Origin of the sequence: Micromonospora sp. NPDC004551, from assembly GCF_040609975.1 — a bacterium.
Taxonomy (GTDB): domain Bacteria; phylum Actinomycetota; class Actinomycetes; order Mycobacteriales; family Micromonosporaceae; genus Micromonospora.
In genome coordinates, this window is record NZ_JBEXLM010000025.1 from 93,266 (window position 1) to 105,547 (window position 12,282).

At 75.7% G+C, this 12,282-nt stretch carries 11 protein-coding genes; 8 read left to right on the forward strand and 3 right to left on the reverse strand.

The features are described 5' to 3' along the window. The first annotated feature begins 24 nt into the window (after positions 1-24). Together ABZW14_RS25650 and nagA are read left to right on the forward strand one after the other, a co-directional pair. Positions 25-957 (forward strand): ROK family protein, encoded by a 933-nt coding sequence (locus tag ABZW14_RS25650; protein WP_355351096.1) that lies wholly within the window; start codon positions 25-27, stop codon positions 955-957. Next, positions 954-2,063, forward strand: coding sequence for an N-acetylglucosamine-6-phosphate deacetylase (gene nagA, locus ABZW14_RS25655; RefSeq protein WP_355351097.1), 1,110 nt, complete (start codon positions 954-956; stop codon positions 2,061-2,063). The genes ABZW14_RS25650 and nagA overlap by 4 nt, the downstream gene beginning before the upstream one ends. 15 nt (positions 2,064-2,078) lie before the next feature. Here nagA and ABZW14_RS25660 read toward each other — a convergent pair whose 3' ends face one another. Then, entirely contained in the window at positions 2,079-3,290 is a 1,212-nt protein-coding gene (locus ABZW14_RS25660) for a DUF4032 domain-containing protein (protein ID WP_355351098.1), read from the reverse strand. A 111-nt stretch (positions 3,291-3,401) separates the two neighbouring features. Here ABZW14_RS25660 and ABZW14_RS25665 point away from each other — a divergent pair, with 111 nt between their 5' ends. Next, positions 3,402-4,169 (forward strand): phosphatase PAP2 family protein, encoded by a 768-nt coding sequence (locus ABZW14_RS25665; protein ID WP_355351100.1) that lies wholly within the window; start codon positions 3,402-3,404, stop codon positions 4,167-4,169. A 9-nt stretch (positions 4,170-4,178) separates the two neighbouring features. After that, on the forward strand, positions 4,179-5,420 hold the full coding sequence (locus ABZW14_RS25670) for an APC family permease (RefSeq protein WP_355351102.1): 1,242 nt from the start codon (positions 4,179-4,181) through the stop codon (positions 5,418-5,420). Between the two features lie 6 nt (positions 5,421-5,426). On the opposite strand, the gene ABZW14_RS25675 is transcribed toward ABZW14_RS25670, so the two are convergent. Continuing rightward, positions 5,427-7,211, reverse strand: coding sequence for an NAD-binding protein (locus ABZW14_RS25675; RefSeq protein WP_355351104.1), 1,785 nt, complete (start codon positions 7,209-7,211; stop codon positions 5,427-5,429). An 87-nt stretch (positions 7,212-7,298) separates the two neighbouring features. On the opposite strand from ABZW14_RS25675, the gene ABZW14_RS25680 reads away from it, so the two are divergent. The 4 genes from ABZW14_RS25680 to ABZW14_RS25695 all read left to right on the forward strand — a co-directional run bounded on the left by ABZW14_RS25680 (position 7,299) and on the right by ABZW14_RS25695 (position 11,231). Continuing rightward, a complete protein-coding gene (locus tag ABZW14_RS25680; RefSeq protein ID WP_355351106.1) occupies positions 7,299-7,790 on the forward strand; it encodes an MSMEG_6728 family protein in 492 nt (163 codons plus the stop codon). Between the two features lie 38 nt (positions 7,791-7,828). Then, positions 7,829-9,358 carry an FAD-dependent oxidoreductase gene (locus ABZW14_RS25685; protein ID WP_355351108.1) on the forward strand — a complete coding sequence of 510 codons (1,530 nt, stop codon included), beginning with the start codon at positions 7,829-7,831 and terminating at the stop codon, positions 9,356-9,358. Positions 9,359-9,432: 74 nt separating this feature from the next. Beyond that, positions 9,433-10,575 carry a hypothetical protein gene (locus tag ABZW14_RS25690; protein ID WP_355351110.1) on the forward strand — a complete coding sequence of 381 codons (1,143 nt, stop codon included), beginning with the start codon at positions 9,433-9,435 and terminating at the stop codon, positions 10,573-10,575. A 215-nt stretch (positions 10,576-10,790) separates the two neighbouring features. Beyond that, positions 10,791-11,231, forward strand: a complete 441-nt coding sequence (locus ABZW14_RS25695; RefSeq protein ID WP_355351112.1) for an HNH endonuclease — start codon at positions 10,791-10,793, stop codon at positions 11,229-11,231. 70 nt (positions 11,232-11,301) lie between these two features. On the opposite strand, the gene ABZW14_RS25700 is transcribed toward ABZW14_RS25695, so the two are convergent. After that, a complete protein-coding gene (locus tag ABZW14_RS25700; protein WP_355351114.1) occupies positions 11,302-12,069 on the reverse strand; it encodes an enoyl-CoA hydratase/isomerase family protein in 768 nt (255 codons plus the stop codon). Positions 12,070-12,282 lie beyond the last annotated feature (213 nt).

Consider the following 12,282-nt stretch of genomic DNA (forward strand, 5'->3'; position numbering starts at 1 on the left):
GCAGTCGCGAACACAGGAGACACCGTGACTCCAGGCGGCGAGGTCGTCGTCGCGTTGGACGTGGGCGGCACCGGGATGAAGTGCGCCCTGGTCCGCCCGGACGGCGCCACCGTGCACGCCGAGCGGCACGCCACCGACGCGGCGCGCGGCCCGGAGGCGGTGGTGGGCACGATCCTCGACGTGGCCGAGGGGCTGGCCGACAAGGCACGCGCCGACGGCCTCACCCCGGTGGCCTGCGGCATCGCCGTGCCCGGGGTGGTGGACGAGGCCCGCGGGGTCGCCGTGTGGTCGGCGAACGTGGGCTTCCGGGACGTACCCCTGCGGGAGCTGGCCTGGACGCGGCTCGGCCTGCCCACGGCGCTCGGCCACGACGTGCGGGTGGGCGGCCTGGCCGAGGCGCGGCTCGGCGCCGGGCGGGACGCCGGCCACGTGCTCTTCGTCGCGATCGGCACCGGCATCGCCGCCGCCCACGTGGTCGACGGGTCGGCCGCCGCCGGCGCGCACGGCGCCGCCGGGGAGATCGGCCACATCCTGGTACGCCCCGGCGGCCCGCGCTGCGGCTGCGGCCGGCCGGGCTGCCTGGAGGCGATGGCCTCGGCCTCGGCGATCGGCCGCCGGTACGCCGAGCTGTCCGGCGCCCCCGCCACCGCCGCCGAGGTGGCCGACCGGGCGGCGGCCGGTGAACCGCTGGCCGGCGAGGTCTGGGCGGATGCGGTCGAGGCGCTCGCCGACGGCCTGGCCACCGGTCAGGCGCTCTTCGACGTGGCGACCGTCGTGATCGGCGGCGGGCTGGCCCAGGCCGGCCCCCGGCTGTTCGACCCGCTGCGCGCGGCGCTGCGCGAGCGCCTGACCTTCCACCGCGAGCCGCGCCTGGTCGCGGCGGCCCTCGGCGACGAGGCCGGCTGCCTCGGCGCCGCCCTGCTGGCCCTGGACACCCTGGCGAAGGAGCCCCGATGACCCTGCGCGTGACCGGCAAGGTCGTGACCCCGACCGGCGTGTTCCGGCAGGGTTGCGTCGAGATCGTCGGCGACCGGATCCGGGCCGTCGCGGAGTACCCGACGGTCCGCGACGGACACTGGATCGTGCCGGGCTTCGTCGACATGCACACCCACGGCGGAGGCGGGCACACCTTTACCACCGGCGACGCGGAGTCGGCCCGGCAGGCCGCCGAGTTCCACCTCGGGCACGGCACCACCACCCTGCTGGCCAGCCTGGTCAGCTCCCCGTTCCCGCTGATGCGCGAGGCCACCGCCGCCTACCGGCCGCTCGTCGAGGCCGGGGTGCTGGCCGGCGTCCACTTCGAGGGGCCCTACCTGTCGGCGGCCCGGTGCGGCGCGCAGAACCCGGAGTTCCTGCGCGACCCGTCCACCGAGGAGCTGACCGAGCTGATCGAGCTGGGCGGCGGCGCGGTCCGGATGGTCACCCTGGCCCCGGAGCGGGACGGCGCCCTGGAGGCGATCAAGCTGCTGGTCGGCCAGGGCGTCGTGGCGGCCGTCGGGCACACCGACGCGACCTGGGAGCAGACCCGGGCGGCCGTGGCGGCCGGCGCGAGCGTCGGCACCCACCTGTTCAACGGGATGCGCCCGGTGCACCACCGCGAGCCGGGGCCGGTGGTGGCCCTGCTGGACGCGCCGAACGTGGTCTGCGAGCTGGTCGCCGACGGGGTGCACCTGCACGACGGCATGCTCGGCTTCGCCACCTCGGTGGCCGGTCCGGACCGGGCCGCCCTCATCACCGACGCGATGGCCGCCGCCGGCATGCCCGACGGCGAGTACGAGCTGGGCGGCCAGGGCGTCACGGTCGCCGACGGGGTGGCGCGGCTCAGCCGCGACGGCGCGATCGCCGGCAGCACCCTGACCATGGACGCCGCGCTGCGGCACGCCGTCGCCGCGGGGATCGCCCTGCCGGACGCCTGCCGGATGGTCGCCACCACCCCGGCCCGGGCCATCGGCCTCGGCGACCGGGTGGGCGCGCTCCAGCCCGGCCTGCGGGCCGACCTGGTCGTCCTCGACGACGACCTCAACGTGGTCCGGGTGATGCGCGCCGGCGCCTGGGTGGAGTGACGCCGCGGGCCGGGTTCAGCCCGCGGTGGGCACCTCGACGCCGAGCACGGCCTGCTCGTCCGGGCGGTGCACCAGCACGTCGGCCAGGTAGGACTGCACCGCCTGGCGCATCCCGACGTCGCGGCCGGCCCGCTCGGACAACAGCCACTTGTGCTCGATGATCTGGGCGAACAGCTCCTGCGGCTCCAGCTTGCGGCGCAGGTGCGCGGGCACCGCCCGGACCACCGGCTCGAACACCTCGGTCAGCCAGCGGTGCGCGGCCTGCTGCTCGTCGGTCAGGTCGCTCTCCACCCGGTACGCGTCCAGGTCGTTGAGGAGCTTGCGGGCCTGGTTCTCCTCGGCGTCCAGGCCGGTCAGCCGGAGCAGCCGCCGGGTGTGGTAGCCGGCGTCGACCACCTTGGGCCGGACCAGGTAGCGCCCGTTGTCGACCGTCGACATGGCCACTTCGGCGACGTCGAAGCCCAGGTCGTTGAGGCGGCGGATGCGGCCCTCGATGTCGTGCCGGGCCTCCCGCTCGATCTGCTGCTCGTAGGTGATCTCGTGCCAGAGCCGCTCGTAGCGCTGCACGACCTGCTCGCAGACCTCCTCCGGGTCGATCGACTCGTGCAGCAGCCCGGCGGCCTGGAGGTCCAGCGCCTCGCCGAAGATGTTCACCCGGGCGATCTCCAGGTCCTCGCCGCGCTGGCCGTTGGAGAGCGAGGGGCGCAGCGCGCCGGTCTCCGCGTCGACCAGGTAGGCGGCAAAGGCGCCCGCGTCCCGCCGGAACAGCGTGTTGGACAGCGAGCAGTCGCCCCAGAAGAAGCCGGTCAGGTGCATCCGGACCAGCAGCACCGCCAGCGCGTCGAGCAGCCGGTTCATGGTCTCCGGGCGCAGGGTCCGGGAGAACAGCGCCCGGTAGGGCAGCGAGAACTGGAGGTGCCGGGTGATCAGCACCGGGTCGAGGGGCTCGCCGTCGTCGGTCTGCCGGTCGGCCACGATCGCGATCGCCTCCACCGACGGGAAGTCGATCCGCTCCAGCGCCCGGAGCAGGTCGTACTCCCGTTCGGCGACCCGCTCGCCGGTCTCCTTGACCGCGTAGACGTAGCCGCCGAGCCGGACGAAACGCACGATGTGCCGCGAGATCCCCTGCGGCAGCGCGACCAGGTGTTCGGCAGGCCACTCCTCCAGCGGGGTCGACCAGGGAAGGTCGAGCAGCGCCGGGTCGACGAGGGCCGAGGTGATCCGCACGGGGACCAGTGTGACCGCTGACCCCCGGGAAGCGCTTCCCTTCGTGGTTGGGCCCACAGCCGCCGATGCCCGGGCCGGTCCCGCGCCGCGGGCGGCCGGTAGCGTGGTCGCGTGCGGGAGACAACCGGGGTACGCCGGGCGCCGCGGCTCCGGCCCGTCCGGCCGGCCGGCTGGTGGTGGGACGGGCTGCTGCTCGCCGCCCTGGTGGCGCTCACCGTGGCGCTTGCCGAGGGGCACCTCTTCGGGCTCGACCGGGCCGTCGCCGACTGGTCCGAGGCGCACCGGCCGACCGCCGCCCGGTGGGCCGCCATGGGGCTCAACCTGCTCGGCCAGGGCACCCCGCTGACCCTGCTCGCGGCCGGGCTCGGCGTGCTGCTGGCGGTCCGGCTCCGCTCGGTCCGCCCGGTGCTGCCGCCGGTCGCCGCGTTCGTGCTCACCTACCTGACCATCGGGCCGCTGAAGGTGTGGACCGCGCGGCCCGCGCCGAGCGCCAGCGTGAAGGAACCGTTCCTGGCGCCCGAGCAGACCCTCCCGCTGTTCCAGCACGATTTGCCGGTGCGCTTCGCCCAGTCGTACCCGTCGGGGCACGTGGCCAACGCCATCGTCTGGTACGGCGTGCTCGCCCTGCTGCTGGCCCCGCTGCTGCGCACCTTCGGCCGGACCGTCCCGCCCCGGCTGGTCACCGTGGTCCGCGTGGTGCCGCCGCTGGTCGTCCTCTGCACCACCATTTACCTGGGCTGGCACTGGCTGACCGACTCGGTGGCCGGGCTGCTGCTCGGCCTCCTGCTGGACCGGTTGCTGCGCCGGGTGCCCTGGGACGACCTGCCGTTGCCCGGCCCGCTGCGGGACCGGGACCGGCCGTTCACCTCCGTCCCCTAGCCTGCGTTCGTGGCAGAACTGGCGCGCCGGCTGGGCGTACGCGACGCGGTCGTCATCGGGCTGGGGTCGATGCTCGGCGCGGGCGTCTTCGTGGTCTTCGCCCCCGCCGCGGCGGCGGCCGGCGGTGCCGGCCTGCTGGTCGCGCTGGCCGTGGCCGGCTTCATCGCCTTCTGCAACGCGACGAGTTCGGCCCGGCTGGCCGCCCGCTACCCGGAGTCCGGCGGCACCTACGTCTACGGCCGCGAGCGGCTGCACCCGTTCGCCGGCTTCCTCGCCGGCTGGGGCTTTGTGATCGGCAAGACGGCGAGCTGCGCGGCCATGGCGCTGACCATCGGGGCGTACCTCTGGCCGGAGCGTGCGCGGCTCGTCGCCGTTCTCGCGGTGGTGGCGGTGACCGCCGTGAACCTGCGCGGGGTGGGAAAGACCGCGACCGCCACCCGGGTGCTGGTGGGCGTGGTGCTCGTCGTGCTCGCCGTGGTGGCGGTGACCGGCGCGCCGCACGTGGCGCCCGACCGGCTGGCCGGCTTCGCCGACACCGGCGTCCGGGGCGTGCTGACCGCCGCCGGCCTGCTCTTCTTCGCCTTCGCCGGGTATGCCCGGATCGCCACCCTCGGCGAGGAGGTCCGCGACCCGGAGCGCACCGTCCCGCGAGCCGTGCCGCTGGCACTCGGCGTGGTGCTGGCGATCTACCTGGTGCTCGCCGTGGTGGCGCTCGGGGTGCTGGGCCAGGCGCGGCTGGCCGCCGCGTCCGCCCCGCTGGCCGAGGTGGTGACCGCCGCCGGGCTGCCCGGGCTGACCTGGCTGGTGCGGGCCGGGGCGACCGTGGCGGTGACCGGGGTGCTGCTCTCCCTGCTGGCCGGGGTCGGCCGGACCACGCTGGCGATGGCCCGCCGCCGGGACCTGCCGGGCGCGCTGGCCGCCGTGCATCCGACGTACCGGGTGCCGCACCGCGCCGAGCTGGCCGTGGCCGCCGTGGTGATCGTGGTGGTGTCCCTGGCCGACGTGCGGGGGGCGATCGGCTTCTCCAGCTGCACGGTGCTGGTCTACTACGCGATCGCCAACGCCTCGGCGCTCACCCTGGGCCGGGATCCGGCCCGGAAGCTGCCGGTGCGGCTTCTGGCCGCCTTGGGGCTGGTCGGCTGCCTGCTGCTCGCGGTGAACCTGCCGGTCGGCAGCGTGCTCAGCGGCTTCGGCGTGCTCGCCCTCGGCGCACTCTGGTACGCCCTCCGCCACACCACCCGCACGAGCTGACCAGGGTCACTCGTCGGGTTGGCGGGGGGCCGGGGCGCCGGTCGGGGCGGGCGGCGGTGCCGGCGTGGTCTCCCGGAGCAGGGCGGTGAGCCCGGCCCGCCGGGCCACCACGGTCAGCCGGTCCCCCGCCTGGATCACCATGCGCGGGTCGGTGGACCACTCCGTCTTCTGCCCGGCCCGGGTGTAGGCCAGCAGGCGCACCTCGCCGGGGCGGGCCACCGCGGCGAGCGTCCGGCCGTCGAGCGGGGAGCCGGCCACCACCGGGACCTCGGTGACCAGCAGCGCGTGCCGGTCGACCGGGATGGTGGCGATCACCGCGCGGTCCAGCATGGCGGCCGCGAACGCAGGGGCGGCCAGGTACGACACGCTGCGCGAGATGCCGATGCCGAACGCCTGCTGGATGCGCTCGGCGAAGTCGCCGTCGAAGAGGCGCAGCACCACCCGCAGGTCGGGGTCGAGGGAGCGGGCGTTGAGCGCGGCGCGGAGGTTGACCCCGTCGTCGGTGGAGACCACCACGAGCGCCTGGCTGGTGTCGACGGAGGCGGCCCGCAGCGTCTCCTCCTGGCCGGCGTCCCCGATGATCAGCGGCACGCCGAGCCGGTGCGCCAGCGGTGCGCCGCGCGCCTCCGGGTTCTTGTCGATGGCCACCACCTCGACGCCGAAGTCGTGCAGCTGGGCCATCACCCGGGTGCCGATGTTGCCCAGCCCGACCACCACCACGTGCCCGGACCGGTCGGGCTGGATCCGGCCGGCGTGCAGGGCGAGCCGCGCGTTGACGATGCCGTCGACCACGGCGGCCGTGATCAGCGGGATCAGCGCCAGCCCGGCCAGGTTGAGCACCACCTGCATGACCTGGGCGGCGAGCGGCTTGGCGAGGTCGGGATCCTGCCCGCTCAGCGTGGTCACCAGGGTGAGGTAGAGCGCGTCGGACCAGTTGACGTGGGCGGCCCGGGCGTTGAGCCAGCCGAGCACGGCGATCACCGCCAGCAGCACCAGCACGGCCAGGCCGATCTTGCGGGTGGCGAAGCTGCGGATGGCGCGGAGCAGCACCGCGACCGGCTGCCGGCGACGGCGGGCCCGGACCAGCCGGCGGGCGGCCAACTCGGTGCCGGGCGGCTGTCCGGTCGCCTCGGCCAGCACCACGTCGGCGGATGCCTCGTCGGCGGGCAGCACCCGGACGAGCTCCGGGTCGGTGGTGACGGCCAGCCCGCTGAGCACGTCCTGCGGGCGTACGTCGGCGCGGCGGGCCACGTAGAGGGTGCGGCCGGCGTGCCGGAAGTGCGTCGGGGCCAGTTCGCCGAGGGCGGCGGCCACGAAGGCCGGTGCGGAGATCGAGGCGTCGGAGAGCACCGCCGAGTCGGGGAAGAGCTGCCGCAGGCCGTTGGCGAGGCTGGTGTTGAACATCCGGACCACCAGGCGCAGCCGCGGCTCGACCTCCTGGGCGCAGAGCGCGGCGTGCATGTTGCCCACGTCGTCCTGGTGCAGCAGGGCCAGCCCGTCCGCCCCGGCCAGCCCGGCCCGGCGGAAGGTGGTCTCGTCGAGCCGGTCCGCGCGGACGACCTGGACGCCCGGGAGGTCCCGCCCGTCCGGCCCCTCGGAGCGGCGGCGCTCCGGCACGACAAGGGTCACCCGGACCCGGCCGGCGGGCGGGTCGGTGGCGAGCAGGGCCCGGACCACCCAGTAGGCCAACGGGTCCGAGCCGCAGACCACGTAGTGGGGACGGGCGTCGCCGTTCATCTTGAGCCGCCATCCGGTCGCCCGGCGCGCGCGGTCGCGGAGGGGCTCGGCCATGCCCGGATCGTAGTCAGTCGCTCGCAGTCCGCGCAGCCCCCTCGATCATGAACGCATGGTGCCGGCCAGTACGGGTAGAGCAGCGGCATGCAGACGTTCCTGCCGTATCCGGACTTCCTGGCCAGCGCCCGGACGCTGGACCAGAAGCGGCTGGGCAAGCAGCGGGTGGAGACCATCCAGGTGCTGCGCGGGCTGACCCGCCCGGACTACGGCTGGCGAAACCACCCGGCGGTGAAGATGTGGGCCGGGTACGAGGAGGCGCTGACCCGGTACGGCCTGGACATGTGCGCCGTGTGGTGCGAGCCGGGGCGGGCGGACACCTGCGCGGCCACCATGGCGACCGACCTCGCCTCCGCCTGCGGCATCGCGCTCATCCGCACCCAGGCGGAGCTGGCCTCGGCCGGCGAACTGCCGCCCTGGCTGGGCCGGGACGACCTGCACCGCAGCCACCGGTCGTCGCTGCTGCGCAAGGACCCCGCGCACTACGGCCCGCAGTTCGGCGACGTCCCGCCCGACCTGGAGTACGTCTGGCCGGCCTCCGACCGGCCACGCCGCTGTCTGCTGCCGCCCGCCGGGTGACCCGGCAGACTGGAGGCACCCGTCGGGCGGAGGTGCACGTGGCACTGTCGCGAGTGGTCGGCCGGCTCATCGGCGTACGCCGTCATGTGGTGGACCCGGGCGGTGGTGGCGCCCCGCGCGTGCCGCGGCCGGTGCGGGCCGTGGTGGTGGGCGGCGGCATCGCCGGCATGTCGGCGGCGGTCGTGCTGGCCGAGCGCGGCGTCGCGGTGACCGTGCTGGAGGCGGCGCCGCACCTGGGCGGCCGGCTCGGCGCCTGGCCGGAGAAGCTGCCCGGCGGCGTCCAGCGCAACGAGCACGGCTTCCACGCCTTCTTCCGGCAGTACTGGAACTGGCGGAACATCCTGCGCCGGGCCGACCCGGCCCTGGGCTTCCTGAAGCCGGTCCCCGGCTACCCGATCCTCTCCGCCCGGTGGCCGGCCGAGGAGTTCGGGAAGCTGCCGCCCGCGCCGCCGGCCAACCTGCTGGCCCTGCTGCTGCGCAGCCCGAGCCTGCGCGCGGCCGACCTGCGGGCCATGGACCGGGACGCGGCGCTGCCACTGCTGGCCTACGACCCGGTGGGCACCTACGCCGAGTTCGACACCCGGACCGCCGACGAGCTGCTCACCTCGCTGCGGCTGCCGGACCGGGCCCGCGCCATGCTGTTCGAGGTCTTCTCGCACTCGTTCTTCAACCACGAGGCGGAGATGTCGGCCGCCGAGATGATCGCCCAGTTCCACTTCTACCTGCTCGGCAACCCGGAGGGGCTGGCCTTCGACTGCCCGGACCGGGACTACGCCACGGCGATCTGGGAGCCGCTCACCCGGCACGTCGAGCGGCACGGCGCCCACGTGCGCACCGGCACGGCCGCCGCCCGGCTGGACCGCACGCCCGGCGGCTGGCGGGTGACCACCGCCGCCGGCGACATCCACGAGGCCGGGCACGTGGTGCTCGCCGTCGACCCGCCCGCGCTCGCCGCGCTGGTCGCCGCCTCCCCCGGCCTGCTCGCGGCCGCGCCCGGGCTGGTGGCGCGGATGCCCGCGTTCGGCCGGCCCGGCCCGCCGTACGCGGTGGCGCGCTACTGGCTGGAGGGCGACGTGCGGCCGGACCGGGCGGTGTTCAGCGGGGTGTCGCGACAGCCCACCCTGGACTCGGTGACCCTCTACCACCGGCTGGAGGACGAGCCGCGGCGCTGGGCGCGGCGGACCGGCGGCTCGGTGGTCGAGTTGCACGCGTACGCATGCGAGCCGGACGTGCCGGCCGAGGAGCTGGCCGAGCGGATGCGGGCGGAGCTGACCGCGTTGTGGCCGGAGGCGGCCGGCCTGCGGGTACGCGCGCTGCGCGCCCGGGTCGAGGCGCAGGCCCCCGCCTTCACGCCGGGCAGCCACGCGTGGCGGCCGGGGGTGCGCACCGACGCGGCCGGCCTCTACCTGGCCGGCGACGGCATCCGCACGGCGTTCCCGAGCGCGCTCATGGAACGGTCGGCGGCGACCGGGATCGTGGCCGCCAACCACATCCTGCGGGCGGAGGGCGCGGCGGCCGAGCCGGTCCACTCGGTCCGCCCGCGCGGCCTGCTGGCCGGCCGGCACTGACCTCGAAACGGGTCATAAGCCCTCAAAAGCTGCACTAGTCTCGACTGACTCCGCCGGGACGGGAGGTCGGGAGGGTGAGTACGGCGCTGCGGGTGGACGACGAGCGGGACGACGCGTACGGGCTGCTCCGCGACGAGCGGGCGTGCGTGGTCACCGCGCTGCGCCTGGGCTGGTCGATGGCGGACACCTACCACCACGCGCAGACCACGGACCTGGTCGACGACGCGAACCGACCCGCGGCCGCCCCACCGAAGCTCTCCAACGTCACCGAGCTGCCGGGACGGCTCCGGCTCGGGATGAATTTGGACGGGGTGGAGGTCGCCCTCGCCCAGATCGCCGCGCTCACCGCGCCCGGCCGGCCGGCGCCGTCCACCGCGGCCGCCCGGGCCGCCGCCGGGGCGGATCGGGAGCCGCTGCTGCTCACCCTCGACGAGCTGAACGTGAACGTGCTGCGCTGGACGATGGCTACCAACCACCGGGTGGGCCTGGCCTACCGGCTCGGCCGGTCGCTCGCCGACACGGTCCGGCACGGCGACGCCCAGCAGCTGGTCGGGCGGTTCGGCGGGCGGCAGATCCAGATCAGCCGGTGGCTGGACGAGCTGGCGAGCGTACTGCCCCCGTACTCGGCGGCGGTGGTGCGCCACTCGCTGGCCACGTGGGCGGCGGCGGTCACCCGGGCCGCGATCGGCGACCCGGGCGAGGCGGGGCTGGCGGAGCTGGCCCGCGAACTGCGCAACCAGGGCGAGCTGTGGCGGGGTGTGCTCACCGGCGGCCTGCACCCGCGCGACCTGCTGGACGAGGAGAACTGGGCGGTGGTGGCCCGGAACCTGATCATCCGGGACCGGAAGCTGGTGGTGCAGGCGGCCCGGGGGATCTTCTGGCCGGTGCTCGTACCCCTGCTGGTGGTGCTGCTGGCGGTGGTCGGGGCGAGCGCCGCGGCGGCGGCCGGCTCCGCCACCACCCGGGCGGCGGTGGCCCTGGTCGGCCTGGGCGCCGGGCTCACCGCGATCTGGCGGTCGGTGTCCACGCCAGCCCTCTCGGTGGCCGCCCAGGTGAACCGGCCGCTGCTGGAGAGCGAGCTGGTGGTGCAGATGGCCGCCCGGCTCGGGCGCCCGCTCGCCGCGGCGCGGGCCGCCGGGCGGGCCGGCCGGCAACGGCCCTCACCGGACGGTGGATCGAAATACGTTGCCCGCGTTTCCGGCGCGGATCTACCGTGAGCGCGCAAGGTCAACCACCGCTCCGGGAGCCGTCGATGTCGCTGCGACACGCCACCACGATGCCGTCGTGGCTGCTCAGCGACGGTTGCCGAGCCGAAGGTCCCCGGGCCGGGTGGCCCGACTGACGCGCCCGCGCGTCCACGTCGTCGCCGCCCGTCCGCCACGGACCGGGCGGCTTTTTGCTGCCGTACCACCGATCGTGAAGGGAGAGCCCGGTGGACGCCGTCCTCGTCATCAACGCCGACCTCGGCCCGCTGCACCGGGTCACCGTTCAGCACGCGATCCGGATGCTCTGCCGGCGGGTCGCCGAGATCCACGAGGCCGAGCCGGACCAGGTCATCGGGGTCTTCCCGATGCCGCGGGTGGTCCGCCTCGTCCGGTACGTGGTGACCCGCTGGCGGTTCAACGCCGGCCCGGCCTGGTCCCGGGGCGGGGTGCTGTGCCGGGACGGTCGGCGGTGCGCCTACTGCGACGGCCCGGCCAGCACGATCGACCACATCCTGCCCCGCTCGCGCGGCGGCCGGAACACCTGGGGGAACACCACCGCCGCCTGCTACGGGTGCAACCAGCGCAAGGGCGACCGGACCCCGGCCGAGGCGGGCATGCCGCTGCGGCGGGAGCCGGTGACGCCGAGCTGGGCCTCGCTGGCGCGGTGACGGGCGGCCGGCGGGCACAGGGGGTCGCGTCGGAGGTACGCCTCCGGCGCGGCGCCCGCCGGTCCCTCCGTCAGCCGGCGGCGGGCGGGGTCCAGCCGAAGTTCGGCGGCCGGCGCTCGCTGACCGCCGCGATCCCCTCGCGGGCCTCGCCGCTCTCCCGCACCTGCCCGTGCCACCAGGCGATCCGGTCGGCGTCCGCGCGACCGTCGACGATCTCCTTGGCCGCCGCCACCGTGAGCCGGGAGCGCTCGGCGATGGTGGCGGTCATCGCCGCCACCCGCGCTGCGAGCGCGTCGGCCGGCAGCACCTCGTCGACCAGCCCGATCCGCAGCGCCCGCTCGGCGTCGACCAGCTCGCTGGTGAACAGCAGGTGCTTGGCCGCGGACGGCCCCACCAGCCGGGCCAGGCGCCGGGTGGTCGGCGCGGGATAGACCAGCCCCAGCCGCGCCGGGGGTATGCCGAACCGGGCGTCCGCCGCGGCGAGGCGCAGGTCGCAGGCCACGGCGAGCTGGCAGCCGCCGCCGACGCAGGCGCCCTCGATCGCGGCCACGGTGGGCCGGCCGAACGCGGCCAGCCGCTCCTCGGCGGCCACGGCGATGCTGCCGTCCCCCGCCTCGAGCAACTCGTCCAGGTCACCCAGGTCGGCGCCGGCACAGAAGGTGCCACCCGCTCCGGTGAGCACCAGCACGCGCACCGCCGGGTCGGCCTCCAGGCCGTCCAGCAGCACCGGGAGCTGCCGCCACATGGCCGGCGTCATGGCGTTGCGGCGGGCCGGGTTGCGGATCACCACGGTCGCCACCGGTCCGCTCACCGTGACGGTCAGCTCCGCGTCCGACATGTCTCCCCCTCGCGCCGCCGGTCCTGCCGGCGACCGTAACGGGCGGGGCCCGGTGACCACCCGCGTGGGGTGGCCGCCGGGCCCCGGGGATCGGGCGGTCAGGTCAGGAGACGTTGACCGCGGTGTCGTCGAGGACGAACGAGGTCTGCAGGGAGATGTCCTCGGTGCCGGTGAACTTCAGGGTGACGGTCTGGCCGGCGTAGGAGGCCAGGG